The 23721-nt window shown below is 73.2% G+C and carries 23 protein-coding genes and 1 riboswitch; of the genes, 5 read left to right on the forward strand and 18 right to left on the reverse strand.

What is annotated here, in order from left to right; translation table 11 throughout:
* Positions 1 to 44: 44 nt before the first annotated feature.
* The 4 genes from AC3AOF_RS20690 to cbiE form a co-directional block, all read right to left on the reverse strand.
* Positions 45 to 584 carry a GNAT family N-acetyltransferase gene (locus tag AC3AOF_RS20690; RefSeq protein ID WP_488346358.1) on the reverse strand — a complete coding sequence of 180 codons (540 nt, stop codon included), beginning with the start codon at positions 582 to 584 and terminating at the stop codon, positions 45 to 47.
* 67 nt (positions 585 to 651) lie between these two features.
* Positions 652 to 1440, reverse strand: a complete 789-nt coding sequence (gene cobM / locus AC3AOF_RS20695) for a precorrin-4 C(11)-methyltransferase (protein ID WP_488346359.1) — start codon at positions 1438 to 1440, stop codon at positions 652 to 654.
* A complete protein-coding gene (locus tag AC3AOF_RS20700; protein ID WP_236992718.1) occupies positions 1437 to 1871 on the reverse strand; it encodes a cobalamin biosynthesis protein in 435 nt (144 codons plus the stop codon). The genes cobM and AC3AOF_RS20700 overlap by 4 nt, the downstream gene beginning before the upstream one ends.
* Positions 1872 to 1924: 53 nt before the next feature.
* On the reverse strand, positions 1925 to 3169 hold the full coding sequence (gene cbiE, locus AC3AOF_RS20705) for a precorrin-6y C5,15-methyltransferase (decarboxylating) subunit CbiE (RefSeq protein ID WP_488346360.1): 1245 nt from the start codon (positions 3167 to 3169) through the stop codon (positions 1925 to 1927).
* Here cbiE and AC3AOF_RS20710 point away from each other — a divergent pair.
* Entirely contained in the window at positions 3168 to 3923 is a 756-nt protein-coding gene (locus AC3AOF_RS20710; protein ID WP_236989093.1) for a cobalt-precorrin-6A reductase, read from the forward strand. The genes cbiE and AC3AOF_RS20710 overlap by 2 nt on opposite strands.
* On the opposite strand, the gene cobJ is transcribed toward AC3AOF_RS20710, so the two are convergent.
* The 10 genes from cobJ to AC3AOF_RS20760 form a co-directional block, all read right to left on the reverse strand.
* Positions 3896 to 4651: a precorrin-3B C(17)-methyltransferase gene (gene cobJ / locus AC3AOF_RS20715; RefSeq protein ID WP_488346361.1), complete on the reverse strand. Its 756-nt coding sequence runs from the start codon at positions 4649 to 4651 to the stop codon at positions 3896 to 3898. The two genes, AC3AOF_RS20710 and cobJ, sit on opposite strands and share 28 nt — an antisense overlap.
* Positions 4648 to 5439, reverse strand: coding sequence for a precorrin-2 C(20)-methyltransferase (locus tag AC3AOF_RS20720; RefSeq protein WP_488346362.1), 792 nt, complete (start codon positions 5437 to 5439; stop codon positions 4648 to 4650). The genes cobJ and AC3AOF_RS20720 overlap by 4 nt, the downstream gene beginning before the upstream one ends.
* Complete coding sequence (locus AC3AOF_RS20725; RefSeq protein WP_236989091.1) at positions 5439 to 6071, reverse strand: precorrin-8X methylmutase; 633 nt, start codon at positions 6069 to 6071, stop codon at positions 5439 to 5441. The genes AC3AOF_RS20720 and AC3AOF_RS20725 overlap by 1 nt, the downstream gene beginning before the upstream one ends.
* Positions 6068 to 7570 carry a nitrite reductase gene (locus AC3AOF_RS20730; protein ID WP_488346363.1) on the reverse strand — a complete coding sequence of 501 codons (1503 nt, stop codon included), beginning with the start codon at positions 7568 to 7570 and terminating at the stop codon, positions 6068 to 6070. Before AC3AOF_RS20730 ends, AC3AOF_RS20725 begins: the two co-directional genes overlap by 4 nt.
* The gene (cobN, locus tag AC3AOF_RS20735; RefSeq protein ID WP_488346364.1) at positions 7567 to 10848 is read right to left on the reverse strand and encodes a cobaltochelatase subunit CobN; all 3282 of its coding nucleotides are present in this window, start codon (positions 10846 to 10848) and stop codon (positions 7567 to 7569) included. The genes AC3AOF_RS20730 and cobN overlap by 4 nt, the downstream gene beginning before the upstream one ends.
* A 6-nt stretch (positions 10849 to 10854) precedes the next feature.
* Positions 10855 to 11445, reverse strand: coding sequence for a Uma2 family endonuclease (locus AC3AOF_RS20740; protein ID WP_488346365.1), 591 nt, complete (start codon positions 11443 to 11445; stop codon positions 10855 to 10857).
* 337 nt (positions 11446 to 11782) lie between these two features.
* Positions 11783 to 12817 (reverse strand): cobalamin biosynthesis protein CobW, encoded by a 1035-nt coding sequence (gene cobW / locus AC3AOF_RS20745; protein WP_236989087.1) that lies wholly within the window; start codon positions 12815 to 12817, stop codon positions 11783 to 11785.
* Positions 12814 to 13191 (reverse strand): DUF1636 family protein, encoded by a 378-nt coding sequence (locus AC3AOF_RS20750; RefSeq protein ID WP_236989086.1) that lies wholly within the window; start codon positions 13189 to 13191, stop codon positions 12814 to 12816. Before AC3AOF_RS20750 ends, cobW begins: the two co-directional genes overlap by 4 nt.
* Positions 13188 to 13934 (reverse strand): CbtA family protein, encoded by a 747-nt coding sequence (locus AC3AOF_RS20755; RefSeq protein ID WP_488346366.1) that lies wholly within the window; start codon positions 13932 to 13934, stop codon positions 13188 to 13190. The genes AC3AOF_RS20750 and AC3AOF_RS20755 overlap by 4 nt, the downstream gene beginning before the upstream one ends.
* An 86-nt stretch (positions 13935 to 14020) precedes the next feature.
* A complete protein-coding gene (locus AC3AOF_RS20760) occupies positions 14021 to 14197 on the reverse strand; it encodes a CbtB domain-containing protein (RefSeq protein WP_048425720.1) in 177 nt (58 codons plus the stop codon).
* 31 nt (positions 14198 to 14228) lie between these two features.
* Positions 14229 to 14428: riboswitch (cobalamin riboswitch) on the reverse strand.
* A gap of 62 nt (positions 14429 to 14490) precedes the next feature.
* On the opposite strand from AC3AOF_RS20760, the gene cobU reads away from it, so the two are divergent.
* The 3 genes from cobU (at position 14491) to AC3AOF_RS20775 (ending at position 16647) form a co-directional block, all read left to right on the forward strand.
* Positions 14491 to 15060 (forward strand): bifunctional adenosylcobinamide kinase/adenosylcobinamide-phosphate guanylyltransferase, encoded by a 570-nt coding sequence (cobU, locus tag AC3AOF_RS20765; RefSeq protein WP_488346367.1) that lies wholly within the window; start codon positions 14491 to 14493, stop codon positions 15058 to 15060.
* On the forward strand, positions 15057 to 15662 hold the full coding sequence (gene cobO, locus AC3AOF_RS20770) for a cob(I)yrinic acid a,c-diamide adenosyltransferase (RefSeq protein WP_488346368.1): 606 nt from the start codon (positions 15057 to 15059) through the stop codon (positions 15660 to 15662). Before cobU ends, cobO begins: the two co-directional genes overlap by 4 nt.
* Before the next feature lie 199 nt (positions 15663 to 15861).
* A complete protein-coding gene (locus tag AC3AOF_RS20775; protein WP_488346369.1) occupies positions 15862 to 16647 on the forward strand; it encodes a prephenate dehydrogenase/arogenate dehydrogenase family protein in 786 nt (261 codons plus the stop codon).
* A gap of 151 nt (positions 16648 to 16798) precedes the next feature.
* On the opposite strand, the gene AC3AOF_RS20780 is transcribed toward AC3AOF_RS20775, so the two are convergent.
* The 4 genes from AC3AOF_RS20780 to serS all read right to left on the reverse strand — a co-directional run bounded on the left by AC3AOF_RS20780 (position 16799) and on the right by serS (position 21406).
* Positions 16799 to 18433 (reverse strand): peptidoglycan DD-metalloendopeptidase family protein, encoded by a 1635-nt coding sequence (locus AC3AOF_RS20780; protein ID WP_488346370.1) that lies wholly within the window; start codon positions 18431 to 18433, stop codon positions 16799 to 16801.
* Between the two features lie 192 nt (positions 18434 to 18625).
* On the reverse strand, positions 18626 to 19318 hold the full coding sequence (locus AC3AOF_RS20785; RefSeq protein WP_488346371.1) for a protein-L-isoaspartate O-methyltransferase family protein: 693 nt from the start codon (positions 19316 to 19318) through the stop codon (positions 18626 to 18628).
* 10 nt (positions 19319 to 19328) lie between these two features.
* Positions 19329 to 20090, reverse strand: coding sequence for a 5'/3'-nucleotidase SurE (surE, locus tag AC3AOF_RS20790; RefSeq protein ID WP_488346372.1), 762 nt, complete (start codon positions 20088 to 20090; stop codon positions 19329 to 19331).
* Positions 20090 to 21406, reverse strand: a complete 1317-nt coding sequence (gene serS / locus AC3AOF_RS20795; RefSeq protein WP_488346373.1) for a serine--tRNA ligase — start codon at positions 21404 to 21406, stop codon at positions 20090 to 20092. Before serS ends, surE begins: the two co-directional genes overlap by 1 nt.
* Positions 21407 to 21841: 435 nt before the next feature.
* Between serS and argS the strand changes: the two genes are divergently transcribed.
* On the forward strand, positions 21842 to 23599 hold the full coding sequence (gene argS, locus AC3AOF_RS20800) for an arginine--tRNA ligase (protein WP_236989078.1): 1758 nt from the start codon (positions 21842 to 21844) through the stop codon (positions 23597 to 23599).
* The last annotated feature ends 122 nt before the right edge of the window (positions 23600 to 23721 follow it).

The raw sequence follows: 23721 nt of genomic DNA on the forward strand, positions 1-23721 counted from the left end.
CGCCCAGGACCGCGTCTCGATCGAATCGACCGTCTCGGCGGGCGTCAGAGGCAATCGGAGGGGCGTTGCAGGCCGAAGGCGGAGGCGGGATCGTCCCAGTGATACCGAATCACCGTCCGGTCGCCGCCGCCGGGAATGGCGTGTCGGCTCCGCTCCGCGATCGCGCCGCCGCGCCGCTCGTAGAAGCGGCGGGCCGGTTCGTTCTGCTCGAAGCACCACAGGTAGATCCCTGAATCGGGGTAGCCGCGCAGGGACCAGTCGGCCGCGGCTGCGAGCAAATCCGTCCCCAAGCCTCGCCCCTTCGCCGTGGGAAGGACGTGGAGATTGTCGATCAGCGTTCCCCAGCGCTTATCCTCCGCCCCGACCGCGCAGACGAAGCCGAGCGGCCCGTCGGCGTCCTCGGCGATGATGGCGGTCACGTGCGGCTGATGCGGCCCGAGGCGGCCGGCCCACGCGTCCAGGCGATCCTGCTCGATCGGACCGGCGAGGAAGTCCGGATCGAGGATCCCCCGATACGCGCTTCTCCAGCTCGCCGTGTGGATCCGGGCGAGCACGGCCGCATCGGCGTCGGTGGCGATTCTCATCTGCATGAATCGAGGTCTACGGCCGGCGTCCGACACCCGCAACGGCCGGGAGCCGTCACGGACCGGGTCACGTCGACCGGGGTTCGACCAGCGCGGCCACGGCCCCGCCCGGCCGGAACCGCCGGTCGTAATCCACCGCGTAGAGCGCGCTCTCGCGGAAATCCGTCGACCCGAGCGCCGGGCCGACCAGGATCAGCGCCGTGCGCTCCAGCCCCGCCGCCGCGACCCGGGCCGCGATATCGGCGAGGGTCCCGCGCAGGACCCGCTCGTCCGGCCAGGTCGCGCGGAACACCACCGCCACCGGGCAGTCCGGGCCGTAATGCGGGATCAGGTCCGCCACCACCGCCTCGACGACGTGGATCGACAGGTGGATGGCCAAGGTCGTCCGGGTCGCCGCGAAGGCGGCGAGGCGCTCGGTGTCGGGCATCGCAGAGGCGCGGCCGCTGGTGCGGGTGAGCACCACCGATTGCGCCACCTCCGGCACCGTCAACTCGCGCCCGAGCACGGCCGCCGCGGCGGCGAAGGAGGGAACGCCGGGGGTCAGGTCGTAGGGGATGCCGAGGCGGTCGAGGCGGCGTGTCTGCTCGGCGACCGCGCTCCAGATCGAGAGGTCGCCGGAATGCAGCCGCGCCACCTCCTGGCCGGCCGCGTGGGCTTGCCTCATCACGTCGATGATCGCGTCGAGGGAGAGCGGCGCGGTGTCGACGATCCGCGCACCGGGCGGGCACCAGGACAGAATCTCCGGCGCCACCAGCGAGCCGGCATGCAGGCAGACCGGGCAGCGGGCGATGAGGTCGCGGCCGCGCACGGTGATGAGGTCGGCCGCGCCGGGGCCGGCACCGATGAAGTGGATCATGACGAAAGGGCGTCTCCGCTGGCGGCGAGAGCGCAGGTGGCGCCCGCCGAGGCGATGCGGGGCAGGACGAGGCGGCCCTCGGGCCCGGCCGCCGCCAGCGCCGCGGCCTCGGCGAGCGAACCGACGCCACGCAGGGCCTCGATGCGGACGGAGCGGGTGACGACCCGGCGGCCGGCCTCGCGCAGGGCCTCGACCCCGATGGCGACGAGCGGCACGCCGAGGGATTCGGCCGCCGCGCGGATCGCCGGGTCGCCGGCGCGGTCCGCGGCGGTGGCCAAAGCCGCGAGTTGCGCACCGGCCAAGTCCGCCTGCCGCAGGCCCTCCGCCACCAGCCCCAGGATCTCCTCGGCCGCGGTGGCATGGCGAAAGCCGATGCCGGCGACGAGGGCGCGGGGCGCCGCCTTGGCGGGGGTGCGGGCAGGGCCGTGCAGGAGGGGCGGCGGCGGGGCGCTTCCTGGAACCCGCGCCTGGATGATCGAGAGGGTCACGGCTTCGTCAGCGCCCATTGCGTCACCGGCATCGCCGGGCGCCATCCGGTGAGGTGACCGACCGGCTCGGCCCGGGCGACCGAGAGGCGGCGCAAGGTACCGCCATGTTCGGCATGACAGCGCAGCAGCAGGGCCTCGCTCTCCAGCGTCACCGCGTTGGCGACGAGGCGCCCGCCGCTGGGAAGCGCCCGCAGGACCGCCGCGACCAGGGCAGGCTCGGAGACGCCGCCGCCGAGGAAGGCTGCGTCCGGTGCCGGCAGCCCGGCGAGGCTTTGGGGCGCCCGGCCGATCACGACCCGCAGATCGGGCACGCCGAGATCGCGCGCGTTGCGGCGGATGCGGGCGGCGCGCTCCTCCTTCGCCTCGACCGCGATCGCGCGGTTTGCCGGATGACGCAAGGACCACTCGATGCCAATCGACCCCGAGCCGGCGCCGACATCCCACAGGAGCTGGCCGAGCCGGGGGCGCAAGGCCGCGAGTGTGATGGCGCGGATCTCGGCCTTGGTGAGCTGGCCGTCGGTCTCGAACCAGGCATCGTCGAGGCCGGGTGCGAGCGGAATCACCCGGGCGTCGGGCTCGGCCACCACCTCGACCGCCAGTGTGTTGAGCGGGTCGATTCCGCCCTCCGAGAACTCCGCCGCCAGGGCATTGCGGCGGCGCTCGCGGGGACCGCCCATGGCTTCGAGCACCGTGAGGCGCGAGCGCGGAAATCCGCGTGCGGCCAGCAGGCCTGCGAGTGTCCCGGGCGTCGACCCGTCCCAGGACAGGAGGAGGAGCCGGGCGCCGGGCTGGAGATGCGGGATCACCCGCTCCAGCGCCCGCCCGTGCAGGGTCAGGCACGCGACCTCGGCGAGCGGCCAGCCGAGCCGGGCCGCCGCGAGGCTGAAGGCGGAGGCCTGGGGATAAGCCGCGATCTCGCTCGCCGGCATCAGCCGGGCGAGTTCCGCGCCGACGCCGTAATGGAACGGATCGCCGGTGGCGAGCACGCAGGTCGGTTGCCCGCGCCGGGCGAGGATTTCCGGATAGGCATCCGAGAGCGGGCTCGGCCAGGCCAGGGTCTCGGCGGACAGTGGCGCGGCGAGTTCCAGGTGGCGGCGCCCGCCGACCACCAGCCCGGCCCCGTCGAGGGCCGAAGCGGCGGCGGGCGAGAGCCCGGCCCGTCCATCCTCGCCGATGCCGACGATGAACAGCCAGGGTGGAATGCTCGACATCGCGGGAGCCTCAGGCGAGAAGGCGGCCATGCGCATCCTCATCCTGGGCGGCACCTTCGAGGCCGCGAGCCTGGTCCGGCTGCTCGCCGAGCGGCCGGATCATGACGTCACCCTGTCGCTCGCCGGGCGCACGGCGGCGCCCCTGGCTCTCCCGGCGCACACCCGTATCGGCGGCTTCGGCGGGGCCGACGGGCTCGCGGCCTACCTGCGCGAGCATGGAATCGCGGCGCTGATCGACGCCACCCATCCCTTCGCCAAGGTCATCTCCCATAATGCCGCCCTGGCGAGCCGCGCGGCAGGCGTGCCGCTCCTCGCCATCCGGCGCCCGGCCTGGGCGCGGGAGGCCGGCGACGACTGGCACGAGGTCGACAGCGTGGCGCAGGCCGTGCCGGCCCTGGGCGATACGCCGCGTCGGGTTTTTCTGACGGTCGGCCGGCTCGAACTCGCCGCCTTCGCGGCGGCGCCGCAGCACCGCTATCTCGTTCGCACCATCGAGCCGGTCGGCGACGCCCTGCCGGGGATCGACGTGACGGCGATCGAGGCCCGCGGCCCGTTCGGCGCGACGGAGGAAGAGGCGCTGATGCGCCGCCACCGGGTCGAGGTGCTGGTGACCAAGAATTCCGGCGGGGCTGCGACCTACGGCAAGATCGCGGCGGCGCGCGCGCTCTCCCTGCCGGTGGTGATCGTGCGGCAGCCCTTGCTGCCGCACGTACCCTTCGTGGCGCAAGCCCGCGACGCCCTGGCCTGGCTCGACGCTCATCGGGTGACGGACCGCGGGGTGTAGACGAAGGGCACCTGGCCCTCGCGCGCGATCAGCCGGGTCGCGCTCGCCCCGATCATCACCAGGGTCGCCATGTCGGCCTCCGCCGTGCGCGCCTCGGCGAGGGGGAGGATGCGGATCGCCTCGTCGGGCCGGCCGACGGCGCGGGCCAGGATCACCGGCGTCTGCGGCGCGCGGTGCTCGGCCGCGAGGGCGAGCGCCGCACCGAGCTGCCAGGGCCGGGCCCGGGAGATCGGATTGTAGAGTGCCACCACGAGGTCGGCCGCCAGCACGGCGCTCAGCCGGGCGGTGACGACCTCCCAGGGCTTCAAATTGTCCGACAGCGAGATGGCGCAGAAATCGCCGCCGAGCGGCGCGCCGACGCGGGCGGCGGCGGCCAGCATCGCGGTGATGCCGGGCTCGACCGTGATGGCGAGCGCGCGCCAGGCCGGGTCGCCCGCCTCCAGCGCCTCGAACAGGGCCGCCGCCATGGCGAAGACACCGGGATCGCCGCCCGACACCACGGCGACCCGGCGGCCGGCGGCGGCGAGTTCCAGGGCGTGGCGGGCGCGGTCGACCTCGACCCGGTTGTCGCTGGCGTGGCGCGTCAGACCCGGCCGCTCCGGAACCCGGGCGACGTAAGGGAAGTAGCCGATCAGGTCCTCGGCCTCCTCGAGCGCTGCGCTCGCTGCCGGCGTGAGGTAGCGCGGATCGCCGGGCCCGAGGCCGATCACCGTGACGGAACCGCTCACGGCCGGCGGCCCTCGCCCGGCACCAGCACCATCGAGAAATACGGCGCCCGGTCGTCGGGCTTCTGGCTGAGCGGCGTCACGGTCTCGCCCGCCATGGTGCCGCGCTCGACATAGACCGCGCGGCCGATCAGCCCGGCTTCGGTCAGCGCCGCGCGCACCTTCGGCAGGTGGCGGCCGAGCTTCATCACCACGGCGGCGTCGGTCGTGCGCAGCCGCGCGACGAGCGTCGCGTAGGGCAGGGTGGCGGGCAGGACCGTCAGCACGTCGTCGCCCCAGGTGATCGGGGTGTTGGCCCGGGTCCAGCAGCCCGACATGCCGGTGACGCCCGGCACGACCTCGACCGGGAACCGGTCCTTCAGCCGGCGCCAGAGATGCATGAACGAGCCGTAGAAGAAGGGGTCCCCCTCCGACAGGATCGCCACGTCGCGCCCGGACGCCAGCACCTCGGCGAGGCTCGTCGCCGCCTCGTCGTAGAAGGCGGCCAGCGCCGCCACGTAAGCCGGGTCCTCGGGGTGCAGTTCGGTGGTGTAGGGATAGGGCAGCGGCCATTCGCGGGCCGCGTCCTGCACCACCGCGTCGGCGATGGTGCGGGCGTTGCCGCGCTTGCCGGCCTTGCAGAAATGCACGAGGTGGTGGGCGCGCTCCAGCACCCGGACCGCCCGCACGGTGAGGTAATCCGGGTCGCCCGGCCCCATGCCGACCCCGTAGAGCGTGCCGGTGACGGCAATTCGCGGCGCGGACGGCATCTCGGCCGGATCGGCGACCGGGAACGCGGAAGGACCGTCCATCACTCGACCTCGTTGGCGAGCGCGTTGACCGCCGCCGCCGCCATGGCGCTGCCGCCGCGCCGGCCGCGCACCACCAGGAACGGCACCCTTCCATCCGCGGCGAGCGCATCCTTCGATTCGGCCGCGCCGACGAAGCCGACCGGGATGCCGATCACCGCGGCCGGGGGCGCCACGCCCTCGTCCAGCATCTCGAGCAGGCGGAACAGGGCGGTCGGGGCGTTGCCGACGACGACGACGGAGCCGGCGAGCCGGTCGCGCCACAATTCCATCGCGGCGGCGGAGCGGGTGGTGTCGAGGCGCTTCGCCAGGTCCGGGACGCGCGGGTCGGACAGGGTGCAGACCACGTCGTTGTTGGCCGGCAGCCGCGCCCGGGTCACGCCGTCGGCGACCATGCGGACGTCGCACAGGATCGGCGCGCCGCGGCGCAGCGCCGATTCGGCGGCCTCGGCGAAGTCGGGCGACAGGTCGATGTCGGCGGGCAGGTCGGTCATGCCGCAGGCATGGATCATCCGCACCGCCACCCGCTCGGCGGCGCCGTGGAAGCGCGCGAGGTCGGATTCGGCGCGGATCATCGCGAAGGAGCGCGCGTAGATGGCGGCGCCGTCGCGGATGTAGTCGAGGCGCGGATTCATGCGGGCTCCCGGAATGCGTCTCTCAGGCCCGAGGGGTCATCAAGAGTGGCGGTGATTCGTGTGCTCTCTAGCCGCTCCAGCACGGCACCGAAAGTGAGCACGCGGTCGGTCTCGGTCCCGGCGTTGCCGTCGAGCACCACCCCGTAGCGGCCGTCGGGCCGGCCTATCAGGGTGAGGGTGGCCGGACTCGGGCTGGCGCACCCCTTCGAGCAGCCGGAGACGTGCGCGGTAGCGCCCGCTCGCACCAAATGCGCGAAGGCAGCGGCGAGATCGAGCGCATGGCTTTGCGCCGGCGTGCCGCCGGAGGCGCAGGCCGGCGCGCCCGGGCAGGCGGCGACCGCCCGGCGCGGGTCGGCGGGATCGACGATCAGGTCGGCAGCCGCTGCTTCGTCGCGCAACGCGGCGGCATCGGTGTCGTTCCGGGCGGTCAGGACGACGCCCCGGCTCGGCGTGAGGGCGAGGTGGCCGTCGCCATGGGCCTCGCTCCAGGCCGCGACGCGATCGAGGAGGTTGGCGTCGCAGCGGCCGAAGGGCAGCTCGGCGAGGAGCGTGCGGCCGTGCAGGCCGGCGGGGCGGGCGGTGCTCGGCGAGGGGCGCGCGCCGGGGTCGAGGTCGTCGAGGAGGGCGTCGCGCTGCCGGTCCGATAGGGCCCGCATCCGGCGGGCACCGGACGCGGCGAGGCCGTGCAGGAGGGTGCGCAGGGTGGCGAGCGCCGTGGGGGCGGGGGTCGGCGCGAGCCAGATCGGGCCGGACGGGGTCGCGAGGGCGAGTTGAAGCGTGGGGAGCGCCCGCTCTCCCGTGCTGTCCGACACGATTGTCGAACCGTGTTCGAACTCACCTACGATCGAGGGCGCGCGCCTCTCCTCCCCAGTCGATCCCGGGCTTGCCCGGGATCGCTCGAGCTTGTGGGAAGGAGTGGGAGGTGGGGGTGGTGCCGGCGAGACCTCGGCGGTGCCTCCTGCACCACCCCCAACTCCTCCCCACAACTTGCCGCGATACCGGGCAAGCCCGGGATCGCCTGGGGAGGGGAAGGAGCCCGAAATCCGCACCCAAACATCCGCCTCGACCGGCCCGAGCCCGCCGGTCTCGTCCTCCACCGCCACCAGGGTCTTGGCCGGCAGACCGGTCACCTCGCGGCCGATCGCCTCCACCGCCGCGACGATGGCGAGGCATTCCGCCCCCGCGAGCGGCGCGCTGAGCGTCAGCCGCTGCGGCCCGCCATCGTGACGCACGTCGCCGAGACCCGCTCCGCCCAGGATCGCGACGACCCGCCCGTGGCTCTCCGCCGTCACCCCGCGAACCTGGAGGTTGCCGCGCGCCGTCACGTCGAGCAGGCCGTTGCCGCCCTCCCGTGCCGCCCGCGCGGCCGCTCGCGCCTGATCGGCCGTGAGCCGTCCGGCGACCGGGTGGAGGCGCACCAGAAGGCCGTCGCCGGTCGGCATCGGCCGGGCGAGGCCCGGGCACCAGCCGCGGCGCGGAGCCGGATTCACGGCGCTCATTCGGCGGCCTCGCGCGGCGCGAGGGCGGCGAGCGAGTTGCGCCGGCTGCGCCACAGGCCGCGGTCGCGCAAACTCGCGAAACGGTCGCGGAGCGCCTGCGCGACGCCCGGATTGGCGCTCTCGATCGCCCCCAGCACGTCCGGGTCGCCGAGATAGGCGTCGTAGAGCCGGTCGATCTCGGCATCCGCGACCGCGTCGGTGGCGGCGGCCATCACGAACACCGCGTCCAGCCCCTGCGCCAGCTCCTGCACGCCGCGCCAGCCGTGGCGGAGCTGCCCGGCGATCCAGCGCGGATGGGCGAGGCGGCCGCGCACCAGCCGGGCGACGTCCTCGCGGGCGGTGCGGGCCCGGGGCGCCTCCGGGCGGCTGGTGTCGAGGCTGTAGAGCACGGGCGCCGCGCCGAGGGATTCGGCCGCAGCCGAGAATCCCCCCATCGCGTCGGCGCCGGCATCGCCGTCGAGGAGGTCGCGCTCGGCCACGTCGAAGGCGTGGAGATAGGCATCCGCCGCCGCGACCCGGGCGGCGAAATCGGAATCCTCGGCGCCGGTCGCCTCCGCAGTCGCGTCGAGATAGGCCCGGGCGAGGTCGTCCCGCTCGGTCCAGTTCCCGTCGAGGGCGAGCGCCGCGGTGCCGGCGCCGTAGCGGCCGGGGGCCGCCCCGAATACCCGGGCCGGTGCCTCGCCGCGGCGGCGGGCGGCGGCCAGCGGATTGTCGGCATCGTCCTCCTCGCGGGAGGCGACCGCCCGGGCGGCACGATCGAGGAGCGCCAGCGTCTCGGGAAAGGTATCGCGAAAGGCGCCGGAGACCCGGACCGTCACGTCGATCCGCGGCCGGTCGAGGAGGGCGAGCGGCAGCACCTCGAACCCGGTCACCCGGGTCGAGGCGTGATCCCAGGTCGGGCGCACGCCCATCAGCGCCAGCGCCTGCGCGACGTCCTCGCCACCGGTGCGCAGGGTGGGAGAGGCCCAGAGATCCATGACGAGGCGGGCCGGATACTCGCCCTCGTCCTGGAGATAGCGCCGCACCACCTCCCTGGCGGCCGTCTCGCCCAGCATCGCGGCGGCCCGGGTCGGCAGGGCCCGGGGATCGAGGGTCGCGAGGTTGCGCCCCGTCGGCAGCACGTCGGCCCGGCCGCGGGCCGGCGAACCGGAGGGGCCCGGAGGCACGAAGCGGCCGTCGAGGGCGGCCAGGAGCCCATGGCGCTCGGCCGGACCGCATCCGGGATGGGCCTCCGGGCTCGCACCGAAGACGTGCAGCCCGTCGCGCATCGTCACCTCGGCGAGGTCGCACAGATGCGCGTCGAGGGCGGCGAGCGCGTCCGGCATCGCCGTGTCGCGGTCGATACCGGCGGCGGCCAGCAGCCCCGCATCCTCGGCCCGCTCCAGGATCCCGCGGGCGATCAGGTCGGCGCGGCGCGGGTCGAGCACCGTCGCGGCGGAATATTCCTCCACCAGTTCGCGCAAGGTGGCGGCCGCCGGGTCGAGGCCGGCTTCCGCGGTCTCCGGCGGCAGGTGGCCGATCGTGACCGCGCCGATCCGGCGCTTGGCCGGCGCCGCCTCGCCGGGATCGTCGACGATGAACGGGTAGACCACCGGCAGGGCGCCGACGGCCAAAGCCGGCCAGCAGGCGGGGGAGAGCGCCACCGCCTTGCCGGGCAGCCACTCGGTGGTGCCGTGGGTGCCGAGATGGATCAGCGCATCGCTGCCCTCGCGCAAGGCGAGGTGGAAGGCGAGAGAGGCGTGGCACGGCACCGCGTCGGGATCGTGATAGCCCGCCTTGCGGTCGCCCTTGTGGCCGCGATCCGGCTGGAGCGCCACGCGCACCCGGCCCGCTTGGACCGCCCGGAACCGGAAGGCGCCGTCCATGACGGCCGGATCGTCGGCAGGCTCGCCCCACTCGGCGAGAAGCGCCGCGCGGGCCGCCTCCGGCAGCCGGGCATGCCAGGCCTCGTAGGTGCCGAGCGGCACCGCGAGGCTCGGGGCCTCCTCCGTGAGCCGGCGCATCAGGACGGCCGGCTCCGGGATGTCCGAGACCGCGTAGCCCTCGGCCGCCAGGAGTTCGAGGATTGCCCGCGTGCTCGCCGGGGTGTCGAGCCCGACCGCGAAGCCGGCCCGCCCGCCCCGGGCCGGGTAATCGGACAGGACCAGGGCGAGGCGGCGCTCGGCCCGCGGCGTCCCGGCGAGGCGGGCCCAGGCGGCGGCCCGGTCGGCGGTGGCGGCGATCCCGGCGAAATCCGGCACCGCCCGGCGCTCGCGAAACCCCTCGACCTCCGGCGCCTCTTCCTTGTGGGAGACCGGGAAGCCCGAGAGCCGTCCGTCGAATTCCGGCAGCGCCACCTGCATGGCGAGGTCGGCGGCCCCGAGACCCCGCGAAGAGGCGGCCCAGGCCTCCCGGCTCGACCCCACCGTGAAGGCCTGGATCACCGGGCAATCGGCGGCGTCGAGGACGAAGCCGGCATCGTCCCGGGCCGAGAAGGCGGTCGTGGCGACGATCACGGCGGGACGCTGCACGGCGATCGCCTCGCGCACGGCCGCCACCGCCTCCGGGTCCTTGAGACTGGCGACCGCGACGATCGTGGGAGCCAGGCCGCGTTCCCACAAAGCCGCGGCGAGGGCGGTGGCCGGCGCGGTGTCGCCGCCGAGGATCGCCGAGCGGTAGACGAGCACGAGGGCCCGGGGCAAAACGGCGCACGGGACGGGCGAGGCGGGGCCGACCGCGTCGAGCGGGCCGCAGCCCGGGCACCAGGCAAAGCCCCGCTTCAGGGCCCGGGGCGGCTCGGGCTGGACCGGGCGGCCGAGCTCGGCGGCGATCCGGGCGAGGAGCCGGCGCAGGTTCTCGGGGCCGCCCGCTCGAAAATACCCGTCGAGGGCGTCGCGCAGGTCCGGCGTGACCGTGGAGATCGCGGCGAGGCGGGGGTCGGGACGGTCGCATCCCGGCAGCACCGCGAAGGGGATGCCGTGCGCCCGGCAGGTCTCGGCCAGCCGCTCGAGCCCGTAGCGCCAGTAATCGAGCCCGCCGAGACAGCGCACCAGCACGAAGCGGGCCCGGGCGATCACCGCATCGGCGTAGAGGTCGACCGAGAGCGGGTGGCGCAGCTGCGCCATCTTGGCGAGGCGCAGGCTCGGCCAGTCGCCGGAAAGCGTTGCATAGGCCTGGCTGAGGCCGGCGAGATCGGAATCGGTGAAGGACAGGGCGACGATGTCACCGGGCGCCTGGCCCAGATCGACCGCCGCCTCGCCCTCGTCGAGGGACACCGTATCGATGCGCAGGAGATGCATCGGCCCTCAAGCCCCCGAGACCAGGCGGGGCCGGGGCGGGAAGGCGACGCCGTCATAGATATCCGCCAGCGCCAGGCTCATGCCGAGGTCCGGCAGGTCGATCGCCTGGTCGAGCCCGGCGACGAGGCGGCGCTGCCAGCCGTCCTCATCGTCCCGCCGCCACAGGGCGATCTCGGGCGCGTTCGGCTCGACGAGCAGGATCACCGCGAGGCTCGCGACGGCCTTGTCCTCTTCCAGCTTGTCGAACGCGTCGAAGTCGCGGGTGGAAGGCGACAGGACCTCGGCGACCAGGCGCGGGTCCCCGGCCGTCAGCCCGTTCGGATCGCGGGTGCCACACTCGACGCCGAGATCGGGCCGGCGGTTCTGGCCCGGCAGGGTCTCGACGCTGCCGTCACCGGTGAAGGGCCGGCACGGCGTGCCGCGCGGCCGGGTGCGGAACTCCGCCACGAGGTTGACCACGATGTCGTCGTGGACGTTGCGGGCTCCGGCCATCAAGCGGACCGGCACCCCATCGACCAGCTCGTAGCGCTCGTCCTGGCGCTCCTGCCAGGCGAAGAACTCCTGCACGCTCCAGCGCCGCGGCGCAGGCTCCGACATGCGATGCCCTCCCGGGCTAGGGGTTTCTGCGTTCGAGACCGACGATATGGCCTCGGCCGCGCCGACTTCAAAGTATAGCGCGGGTTTCTCCCTCCCCCCTCTGCGGGGGAGGGTGGCCTACCAAGTAGGCCGGGAGAGGGGCAGCGCGACGATATTCCCGGGGGGCTCTTCACAACGGGTCTGCCCTCTCCGGAAGCGGCGTCCCCTCTCCCGGCTCGCTTTCGCTCGCCACTCTCCCCCGCAGAGGGGGGAGGGGGTCAGCAGCGCCACGTCCTTTCCCCGGACAAGCCTGCGGCTGCGCGGAGAGGGGACGTGCACGAACCGGAGCGTGAGCCCGTCAGCCCTTCAACGCCGCCGCCACCGCGTCCTTGTCGAACCCGGTGAGCCCGATCACCACCAGCGTCCCGTCCCGGTGCTCGCCCGGGCGCCAGGGGCGGTCGTAATGGTGGGCGACGCGGCGGCCGACGCCCTGGACGACGAGGCGCATCGGCTTGTCGGCGACGGCGCAGAAGCCCTTGATCCGCAACACCCCCGCCACCTCGGCGGCCTTCGCCACCCGTGCGGCCAGATCCTCGGGCGAGCCCGCCGCCTTCACCGGCAAGGCCACGCTCTCGAAATCGTCGTGGTCGTGATCCTCCTCCGTCTCGTGGTGCGACGGGCGGGAGGCGAGATCGTCCTCGGCGGCGGCATTCAGGCCCAGCAGCACGCGGGGATCGAGCGCGCCGTGGGCGGTCTCGACCAGCTTGACGGCCCGCGGCAGGTGCGCCTCGACCTCCGCGCGGACCCGCGCCCGCTCGGCCTCGTCGAGAAGGTCGGACTTGTTCATCACCACGAGGTCGGCGCAGAGGAGCTGGTCCTCGAACACCTCCTCCAGCGGGTTCTCGTGATCGACGCTGGCATCCGCCGCGGCTTGCGCCGCCATCGCCTCCGGATCGTCCGCGAACGCGCCCGAGGCCACCGCCGGGCCGTCCACCACCGCCACCACGCCGTCGACGGTGACCCGCGAGCGGATCGCCGGCCAGTTGAAGGCCTGGACCAGGGGTTTCGGCAGGGCGAGGCCGGAAGTCTCGATCAGGATGTGCTCCGGCGGCTCCGGCCGGTCGAGGAGCTTGTTCAGCGCCGGCACGAAATCGTCGGCGACGGTGCAGCAGATGCAGCCGTTCGGCAGTTCCACCACCGCGTCGGCGTCGCAGCCCGGGATGCCGCATTCGGCGAGCAAGGACCCGTCGAAGCCGACATCGCCGAACTCGTTGACGATGATCGCGAGCCGCCTTCCGTCGTTGTGCTCGATGGCGTGGCGCACCAGCGTCGTCTTGCCGGCGCCGAGGAAGCCGGTGACGATGGTGCAGGGAATCTTGTTCAGGATGGTCATGCGGTCACCGGCGCGGGAGGGATGCGGGCAACGACACCCTTGCGGAATTCCTGCGGACGCGCGCGCCAGGGCACGATGCCGTCCGGGGTCCCGGCATAGAGGCCGATGCCGTCGAGGATAGTGTCGGCGGCGATGTTCGGGTCGAGGTCGCCGTAGACGTAGGTCCAGCGGCCCGGGCTCGCGACCGCGACCGTGCAGGGCCGCTTGCAGACCGAGAGGCATTCCACCGGCTCGATCCGGATCGGCGCCCCGGGCCGGGCCGCGAGGGCCTGCGCCAGCGCGTCGTGCAGGCGGGCCCCGGCGCGGGGACCTTCGCCTGTATCGGCGGCGTCGCGGCAGGTGGTGCAGACGTAGAGGGTGACGGGTTCGCTCACGCGGCCACCTCGCTGCGGCGAGCGACGCCTTTCGACCCGCTCACCGCCTCCCAGGCCCAGCCGAAGGCGAGGCCGAGCACGGCCCAGAAGGCGAAGCCGATCGCCAGCGACCGGGCCGCGAACTGCGCCGCGAAGACCGGCGGCATCGCGGAGATCTCTTCGGGCCCGTGCGGGGCGCCCCAGACATGCGGCGCGACGATGAGGGCGAGGCCGAGGCCGATCGCGGCCGGCCCGCGGCGGATTGCCACCAGGTAGAGGCCGATCGCCGTGGCGAGCGCGGTCGCCACCCACCAGAGCTGGCGCGATTCGAGCCCTGCCGCGGCGATGCCGGGCAGTTCCGGCGGCAGCCCGATCGCCGGAGCCAGGCTGGCGGCGAGAAAGCCGCCGATGCCGAACTTCAGCGCCTCGGAGGGCGTCACCGCGCGGCCGGTCGCGACCAGCACGGCGCCGAGAAGCAGCGCGTAGCCGACGCCGCTCACCAGGGTGGCGAGCGCCGTGAAGGCGAGGCGCGGCAGGCCGGGCGCCGGCTGCCATTGCGGCTCGGCCCCATGGTCGTGGCCCGCATGGGCGAGCACGATCAGCGGGTTGGCGAAGGCGTGACGGGCGGGGGCGACGGCCTCGGCGGTCTCGTATTTCTCCGCCGCCAGGATCAGCGGCGAGGTGAGGGCGAATTGCAGCGCGGAGGCCACGCATGCGGCCAGGAAGCCGGCGACCAGGGCCGCGGCGAGCAGACGTTTCGTCATGGGAGGATCACCTGCACGACCAAAGGGCCGCGGGCCCACGCCCGGTCAGGGCGCAGGCCGCACGGCCCGAAAGGATTCGGCCCTGGTCAGTGGCAGGGGAAGTTGGCGGAGTGGCGCCAATCGTGCGCGGCGTTGTGCAGGGCGACCACCGGCGCGAAGCCGGAGACGAACAGCAGGCCGACGCCGAGGGTGGCGGCGAGGAGGACGGCGCTCAGGCGCTCGCCGACCAGGGCGGGGGAGAGAGACCGGGTGATCGCGACCATGACGAACTCCTGCCGCCCCACCGGCGGCGTCGAGAGAGAAGGGGTGACGGCAGGTCTCCTGGCTCGCGGCCTCGTGCCGGCCCACCGCCTTCCCGGATCGCTCCAGTGGCCGATGGCGGACCGTGTTCGACCGCTCACAGTTGCGGGGGCAGCCGCGGCCCGCCGGAGGCTTCCGGCTTCCGCGTTCCCTTTTCACCTCGTCACCGAGGCACCGTCGCGCCGACCCTAGCGGGTCGGGAACGGGCTTGCAATCGACGCCGGCTGCCGCGACACCTCCGGCCCCGAGGTTTTCGATGCCAGATTTCGACGAGGAGAGGCCCGTGCCGGACCGGAATCGCGCCGCCCCGCGCCTGACCCTGGTGCTGGGCGGCGCCCGCTCGGGCAAGAGCCGCTACGCCGAGGGGCTGATCGAGGCGCAAGCAGGCCCCTGGCGCTACGTCGCGACGGCGCAAGCCTGGGATGACGAGATGGCTGCTCGCATCGCCGAGCACCGCACCCGCCGGCCCCCGCCCTGGGAGACGGTCGATGCGCCCCGCGACCTCGCAACGGTGATCCGGGGAGCGCCGGCCGGCCGGCCCGTGCTGGTCGATTGCCTGACCCTGTGGCTGACCAACGCGATGCTGGACGAGGCGGCCGACCTGGCGGCGGAACGCGATTCTCTGATCGAGGCGTGCAAGGCGGCACCGGGGCCGCTGGTGCTGGTCTCGAACGAGGTGGGGTTCGGCATCGTGCCGGAGAATGCGCTCGCCCGCCGGTTCCGCGACGAAGCCGGCCGCCTTCATCAACGTCTCGCCACCATCGCCGACCGGGTGGTGCTGGTGGTGGCGGGGCTGCCGATGATCATCAAGGGAGACGATCGATGAGCGGAGACGAGGCGGCGCGCCACCGCGCCAAGATGGAGAAGCGCAAGGCGGTGCAGGATGCCGAGGTGGCGGGCAAGACGATCGAGAAGGGCCTGCTCATCGTCCATACCGGCCCGGGCAAGGGCAAGTCGACCGCCGCCTTCGGGCTTATGCTGCGCGCGCTCGGCCGCGGCTGGCGGGTCGGGGTGGTGCAGTACATCAAGGGCGCCTGGGAGACCGGCGAGCGCTTCGCCCTGGAGCGTTTCGCCGATCAGGTCGCCTGGCACACGATGGGGGAGGGCTTCACCTGGGAGACCCAGGACCGCGACCGCGACGTGGCGGCGGCGCGTGCCGCCTGGACGCAGACCGAGGCGCTGATGGCCGATCCGACCGTCCGGCTCCTGATCCTCGACGAGCTCAACATCGCCTTGCGCTACGACTACCTGCCGCTCGCGGAGGTGGTGGAGGCCTTGAGCCGGCGCCGGCCGGACCTGCACATCGTGGTGACGGGCCGCAACGCCAAGCCGGAGCTGATCGCCGCCGCCGATCTCGTGACCGAGATGGGGCAGGTCAAGCACCACTTCGCCGCCGGGGTGAAGGCCCAGGAGGGGATCGAGTTCTGATCGACGCGTTCCGATTGACGACCCGGGCCGGATCGGCGTAGAGGCTCGGCCATGACCAGCCTCTTCCTGTCCGGACTCTATTACGCGCCGCTCAGTTAAGCGGCAGGGTGCTCGTCATCTCTCAACCGCTGCGACATGCCGGCGGTTGAGGCTCCAGGATACCAGGACCCGCCGGCCTCGCTCCCATCCGAGGTCTCCCGTGCCGTCCTCCCCCATCCCGCTTCCCGCCCTCGGCCTGATCGGCTTCGGCGCCTTCGGCCACCTCGTCGCCACGCATCTGGCGCCGCTGTTCTCGCTGCGGGTCCACGACCCGTTCGCGCCCGATTCCGCCTTCGCGGCGGCCGGCGTCGCGCGGTGCGGCCTCGCCGAGGCCGCCGCCTGCCCGGTGGTGATTCTGGCGACCCCGGTCTCGACCCTCGCCTCGGTGGTGCGCGACGTCGCCCCGCACCTGATTCCCGGCGCACTCGTCCTCGATGTCGGCTCGGTGAAGGTGCGGCCGGCCGCGATCATGCGCGCCGGCCTGCCGCCGGGCGTCGACATCGTCGCCACCCATCCGCTGTTCGGGCCGCAGAGCGCGCGGGACGGGTTGCGCGGCCTCAAGATCGCGGTCTGCCCGGTGCGGGGGAACCGCGCCCGACGGGTCGGCGCCTTCCTGCGCCGCGCCCTCGGGCTCGACGTGATCCTGACGACGCCCGAGGCGCATGACCGGGAGGCGGCGGCGGTGCAGGGCCTGACGCACCTGATCGCCAAGGTGCTGGTGGCGATGGAGCCGCTGCCGACCCGGATGACGACCCGCAGCTTCGACCTCGTGATGCAGGCGGTCGGCATGGTCCGGCACGACGCGCCGGAGGTCTACCATGCCATCGAGCGCGAGAACCCTTACGCGGCGGAGGTGCGGCGGCGGTTCTTCGGCCTCGCGGCGCAGATGGATGAGGAGTTGGGGGAGGGCGCATGCGTCGGGGAGACATTGCGGCTCGAGGCCTGATGCCATTCCGGATTCCGCGTCGCGGCCCCGGGATGTCGGCTTCCTCGGCGCTGGAACGCTGCACCATCGCGTTGCGGGACGATCTTCTCGCCGCAGACGCGAAAAAGCGGGACGCTCGCGCGCCCCGCTTCCTCGCTCGCCCGATCGGGCGTCAGTTGCTCGCCAGGTGCGGCACCGGATCGACCGGGGTCGCGCCCTTCCGGATCTCGAAGTGGAGCTGCGGCGAGGTGACGTTGCCCGACGCGCCGGACTTGGCGATGGTCTGGCCGCGCTTCACCTTCTCGCCGGGGCGCACGTCGATCTCGCCGTTATGGGCATAGGCCGAGACGTAGCCGTTGGCGTGACGCACCAGAACCAGCTTGCCGTAGCCCTTCACGTCGCTGCCGGCATAGGCCACGGTGCCCTCCTCGGCCGCCTTGACCGGGGTGCCTTCGGGCACCGCGATGTTGATGCCCTCGTTGCCGCTCGAGCCGTAGCCCGAGATCACGCGGCCGCGGGCGGGCCAGCGGAAGCTCGATTGCGGATCGGGCGCGGGCGCCGCCGGGGCGACGGCCGGGGCCGGCGCCGGCTCGGGCGCCTTCTCGGGCAGGGCCGCGACCTTCACCGGCTTGACCGGCTCGGGCTTTTGCGCAGGCTTCACCTCCGCGACCTTCTTGGGCTCGGGCTTCGGCATCTCGGCCAGCTTCGGCTCCGGCTTCTTCACCTCCACCGGCTTCACCTCCGCCTTCTTGACCTCCGCCTTCTTGGGCTCGGGCTTGACCGCCTCGGCGACTTTCCTGACCTCGGGCTTCGTCTTCTCGACGAGCCTGGGCTCGGGCTTCTTGATCTCGGCCTTCTTCGGCTCGGGCTTGGGCTCGACCTTGGCGACGGCCTTCGGCTCCGGCTTGTGGGGCTTGGCCGCGACCGTCTCTTCCTCGTCGTCCTGCGGGCGCGCGGCCACCTTGGCGACGGGCTTCGGCTCGGGGCGCTGCGGCTTGGCGGCGACCCGCTCCTCCTCCTCGCGCGGCTCGGGCTTGCGCGGGTTGAGCTTGGCGGCGCGCTCGGCGGCGGCGGGCGCCACCGCCTTGGCCTCGGCCTGGCCGGGGCGGGCATGGACCTTGCGGACCGGCTCGGGGGCCGGCTCCGGCTCCGGCTCGCGGCGCGGGGGCTCGCGGCGGACAGGCTCGGGGCGCGGCGCCACCTCGGCGACCCGGCGCACCGGCTCGGCGGCACGGGTCTCGGCGGCACGGGTCTCCGCGGCTCGGGTCTCGGCGACCTGCATCCGCGGCGCCGGGGGCACGGCGCGGGCGCTCATCGCCGGGGCGCCGCCCGCATGGTAGACCGGGATCACGATCTGGCGGCCGGGGGTGACCTGTGCGGCGCTCGACAGGCCGTTGGCCTGGAGGATCGCCGCGGAGGGCACGCCGAAGCGGGTCGACATCTGGTTCAGGCTGTCGTTGGCGCCGACCGTGATGGCGGTGCCGCCGGCCGCCGACCAGCCGGCCGGGCCGCCGGTCACCGGGGACGCGGCGGCGACGCGCGGCGTCGACACCGGTGCGGAGACCTGACGGTTCGACAGGGCTGCTCCCGCCATCGGGGCCGAGAGCGGCCGCGACTGGATCGGCGTCGAGCGCACCGCCGGCGCCACCGCCCCACCGTCGGGCAGGCTGCCGGTGGCACCCGGATCCCCGCTCGCACTCGATGAGAACGGGTTCGAGAACGGGTCGAGCCGCACCGCATCGGTGCTGCAGGCCGCCGAAGCGCCCCCGATCAGCCCGATGAGGGCGAAGCGCGACAGCGCCCGCATCCCCTTGCCTGTCCCGCGTTCCGGCATCGACGCACCCGTACATCCACGCAACCGTATGAGGTGGATTCAAACAGGATTCAGGTTAAGCTTCCGTTGCGCGGCGGCGTCGCGGCTTCACCCTGAGGGCCGGATTCCGGCCTAGGCGACCGGCCTAGGTGACGAGCCTAGGTGACTTGGGGGCCGGGCGGTGCGTCAGAGCACGGCCGCCAGGCCCGGCGTCAGCGGGGCGATGCGCAGGGGCGTCTCGCGCACCTGACGCCATGGGCCGTCGGCTTCCTGCGCGATGGCGACGAGACGGGGGCCGGCCGGCGTGCCGACCGCCCCGACGAGGCGCCCGCCCGGGTTCAGACGGTCGATCAGCGCCGGGGGCAGGTCGCGGAGCGAGCCGTTGACCAGGATGCGGTCGAAGGTGCCGGCTTCCTCCGGCGGGGCGCAGCCATCGGCCAGCCCGACCATCGCGGCGCCGAAGCCCAGCGCGTCGAGGCGCGAGCGGGCATTGCGGGCGAGCGTGGCGTAGCGCTCCAGGCTGACCACCTCGGAGGCTCCAAGGCGGATCAGCAGGGCCGTGGCGTAGCCGGAGCCGGTGCCGATCTCGAGCACCCGGGCTCCCTGGACGGTGAGCGCCGCCAGCATCGTGGCGATGACGCTCGGCGCCGTCATGGTCTGGCCGCAGGGCAGCGGCAGGGCGATGTCGCGGCGCGCGAGATCGCGGAAGGCGAGCGGCGCGAAAGCCTCCCGCGGCACCCGTTCCATCGCGCCGAGCACCGCGGCGTCGCGCACCCCGCGGGCGCGCAGGCCCAGCACGAAGGCCGCGGTCTCGACCGCGCCGGACGCCTCGCGAGCGCCGTCCGGCGCGTCCTCCTGACCCTCGTGATCGTCGCTCATGCCAAGACAGTCATGCGAAGGCCTGGGCGAAGCGCGTCAGCGTCGGCTCGTCGGTGAGGTCGAGGCGCAGGGGCGTGATCGAGATGCAGCCGTCGGCGATCGCCTTCAGGTCGGTGCCGTGGCCGGGCTCGAACCGCGCCTTGGCGAAGGCGAGCCAGAAATACGGGTTGCCGCGCCCGTCGACCCGCTCGTCGATGGAGAGCAGCGCCTGGTTGCGCACGCCCTGCGCCGCCACCGCGATGCCCTTCACGTCCTCGGGCTCGCAATCCGGGAAGTTGACGTTGACCAGGATGCCGGGCTCGATCCCGACCTCCAGGATCCGCCGGATCACCGCGGCGCCGTGATGGGCGGCGGTGTGCCACTTCACGTTGGCCCGCCCGCCGATGCCGTAGGCCTGGCTCAGCGCGATCGCCTTCACGCCGAGGATCGTCGCCTCCATGGCGCCCGCGATGGTGCCCGAATAGGTCACGTCCTCGGCGACGTTCTGGCCGCGGTTGACGCCCGACAGCACGAGGTCGGGCCCGTGATCCTTCAGGAGGTGGCGGATGCCCATGATGATGCAGTCGGAGGGCGTGCCCTTCACCGCATAGCGCTTCTCGCCGGCCTGGCGCAGGCGCAGGGGATCGTTGAGCGACAGCGAGTGCGACACGCCGCTCTGGTCGGTCTCAGGTGCCACGACCCAGACGTCGTCGGAGAGCTCGCGGGCGATCTCCTCCAGGCAGCGCAGGCCCGGCGCGTGGATGCCGTCGTCGTTGGTGACGAGAATGCGCATCACCGGTGTCCTTCGATGCGGGTGAGGCCGCCCATGTAGGGCGCGAGGGCCGACGGGACCGTGACGCTGCCGTCGGGGTTCTGGTAGTTCTCCATCACGGCGATGAGCGCGCGGCCGACCGCCACGCCCGAGCCGTTGAGGGTGTGGACGTAATGGACGCCCTTGCCCTCCTTCGGGCGGTAGCGCGCCTCCATCCGGCGGGCCTGGAAGTCGCCGCAGACCGAGCAGGACGAGATCTCGCGATAGGTCTTCTGGCCCGGCAGCCAGGCCTCGATGTCGTAGGTCTTGGTCGAGGCGAAGCCCATGTCGCCGGTGCAGAGCGTGACGACCCGGAACGGGATGTCGAGGCGCTTCAGCACGGCTTCGGCGCAGGACAGCATGCGCTCATGCTCCTCGGCCGAGCGCTCGGGCGCGGTGATCGAGACGAGCTCGACCTTGCTGAACTGGTGCTGGCGCAGCATGCCGCGGGTGTCGCGCCCCGCCGCCCCGGCCTCGGCCCGGAAGCAGGGGGTGAGCGCGGTGAAGCGCAGGGGCAGCTCGTCCTCGGAGAGGATCGCTTCGCGCACGAGGTTGGTGAGCGGGACCTCGGCCGTCGGGATCAGCCAGCGGTTCGGCGCGCCGCTCTCCTGCGCCATCTCGGGGGAGCCCTGGACCGCCGCGAACTGGTCGTCGCGGAACTTCGGCAGTTGCGCCGTGCCGAACATCGCCTCGTCGCGCACGAGCAGCGGCGGCACCACCTCGGTATAGCCGTGCTCGCCCGTGTGCAGGTCGAGCATGAACTGGCCGAGCGCCCGCTCCAGCCGGGCGATCTGGCCCTTCAGCACCACGAAGCGCGAGCCCGAGAGCTTCGCCGCGGTCTCGAAATCCATCAGGCCCATGGCCTCGCCGAGCTCGAAATGCTGGCGGCCGTCCTCGCTGAGCCCGCGGCCCTCGAAGCGGCTCTTCTCGACGTTGTCGTGCTCGTCGCGGCCCTCCGGCACGTCGGGGCCCGGGATGTTGGGGATCGCCGACAGGCGCTCGGAGAGCGCCTTGCCTGCCGCGTCGGCGGCCGCGTCGAGCGCCGGCGCCTCCTCCTTCAGCCGGGCGACCTCGGCCATCAGCTCTTGGGCGCGGGCCTCGTCCTTCGCCTTCTTGGCCGCGCCGATCTCCTTCGATAGGGCGTTGCGCTTCTCCTGGGCTCCCTGCGCCGCCGAGATCGCGGCCTTGCGCGCGTCGTCGAGGGCGATGAGCTGCGAGGACAGCGGCTCCAGCCCGCGGCTCGTCAGGCCCTTGTCGAAGGCGGCCGGGTTGTCGCGGATGGCCCGGATGTCGTGCATGGCGCGGTCCGAATCGTGTGTCTGTATAAGGGCCGGCGAATCCGGCCGGTGACGCCAGGACGCTTTGCAGCATCGGCCCCGCGGCGACAAGGGAGAGAACGGGGGTGTTCGGCGGACCTGGCGGGTGGTCGCGCGTCAGCCTTTGAATTCAACTCATTGAAAAGGCAGGCGCTTTCCCCTCCCCCTTGTGGGGAGGGGTCATGGGGATCGAAGATCCCGCGTGGGGGTGGTCCCGCGTAGGGCTCGGCGCTCAATCCTGCACCACCCCCACCCCTAGCCCCTCCCCACAAGGGGGAGGGGAAACGCTTTGCTTTCATATCGATGAGGGCGTCCCTTGCCGCCCCGCTTGCAGCCGCCCGCCCCGGCGTGAGAAGAGCCCGGCGCCTGAGTGCGGCATGCCGCCTCCGGCCCGAACTTTGCAGAACTGGTCAACGCATGAACATCTTCGCCGCCTTCGAGGCCCGCATCGGCGAGGCGCTCGAGACGCTCACCCGCGCCGGCACCCTGCCGGAGGGGCTGGACCGTGCCCGCGTGGTGGTCGAGCCGCCGCGCGACCCGAGCCATGGCGATCTCGCCACCAATGCCGCCCTGGTGCTGGCGAAGGAGGCGCGCACCAACCCGAAGGCGCTCGCCGAGGCCCTGGCCGCCGACCTGCGCAGCGACCCCCGCGTGACGGAAGCCAGCGTCGCCGGCCCGGGCTTCATCAACCTGCGGCTGACGCCTTCGATCTACGCCGAGGTGGTGCGGGCGGTCCTGCGCGAGGGCGAGGCCTATGGCCGGGGCGCCAGGGTGCCGGGCGGGGTCAATGTCGAGTACGTCTCGGCCAACCCGACCGGGCCGATGCATGTCGGCCACGGCCGCGGCGCGGTGTTCGGCGACGCGCTGGCCAACCTCCTCGCCGCCGCCGGCCGCGACGTGACGCGCGAGTACTACATCAACGATGCCGGCGCCCAGGTCGACGTGCTCGCCCGCTCGGCCTTCCTGCGCTACCGCGAGGCCCTGGGCGAGACGGTCGCGATCCCGGACGGCCTCTACCCGGGCGACTACCTCGTGCCGGTCGGCGAGGCGCTGAAGGCCCGATACGGCGACACGCTCCGCGACAAGCCCGAGGCCGAGTGGCTGCCGCTGGTGCGCGATTTCGCCATCGACCGGATGATGGACCGGATCCGCGAGGATCTGGCGGCCATCGGCATCCATCACGACGTGTTCTTCTCCGAGCGCACCCTCCAGGCCGGCGGCGAGGGCGGGGCCGTGGCGGCGCTGATCGCCGACCTGCGGGCCAAGGGCCTCGTCTACGAGGGACGGCTGCCGCCGCCCAAGGGCCAGCTGCCCGAGGATTGGGAGGACCGCGAGCAGACCCTGTTCCGCGCGACCGCCTTCGGCGACGACATCGACCGGCCGCTGCTGAAATCCGACGGCAGCTTCACCTATTTCGCCTCCGACATCGCCTATCACCGCTCCAAGGTCGAGCGCGGCGCGGTCGAGCTGATCGACGTGCTCGGCGCCGACCATGGCGGCTACGTCAAGCGCATGCAGGCGGCCGTGAAGGCGGTCTCGGACGGGAAGGCGGCGCTCGACGTCAAGCTGTGCCAGCTCGTGCGCCTCCTGCGCGGCGGCGAGCCGGTGAAGATGTCCAAGCGCGCGGGCGAGTTCGTCACCCTGCGCGAGGTGATCGACGAGGTCGGGCGCGACCCCGTGCGCTTCATGATGCTGTACCGGAAGAACGACGCGACCCTCGATTTCGACCTCGCCAAGGTGGTCGAGCAGTCGAAGGACAACCCGGTCTTCTACGTCCAGTACGCGCATGCCCGGGCGGCCTCGGTGTTCCGCCAGGCCCGCGAGGCGTTCCCCGAGCTCGACCTCACGCCGGCCGCGCTGGCGAAAGCCGATCTGTCGGGCCTGACCGATCCGGGCGAGCTCGAGATGATGCGCGGAATCGCCCAGGTGCCGCGCGTGATCGAGGCGGCGGCCGCCGCCCACGAGCCGCACCGCGTCGCCTTCCACCTCTACGAGCTGGCGAGCGCGTTCCATAGTTTCTGGAACAAGGGCAAAGACTTGCCGCAATTACGGTTTGTTAATCAAACCGACAGAAAGTCCACCGAGGCGAGGCTGGCCCTCGTCGCTGCCCTCAAGGGGGTGGTCGCGTCCAATCTCGGGATCCTCGGCGTCGGCGCGCCCGACGAGATGCGCTGAGGCGCCCCTGGGACCGGCACGCGACCTGACGTCGCGGCACGCCGTGAGGCGCCGCCGCGGCGGGACGCGAGCGATGGGATCTGACGGCCGCCCGTCCCATATGGGGATCGGCGGCCGGTGCC

The organism is Methylobacterium sp. 142-1Y (assembly GCF_057747795.1).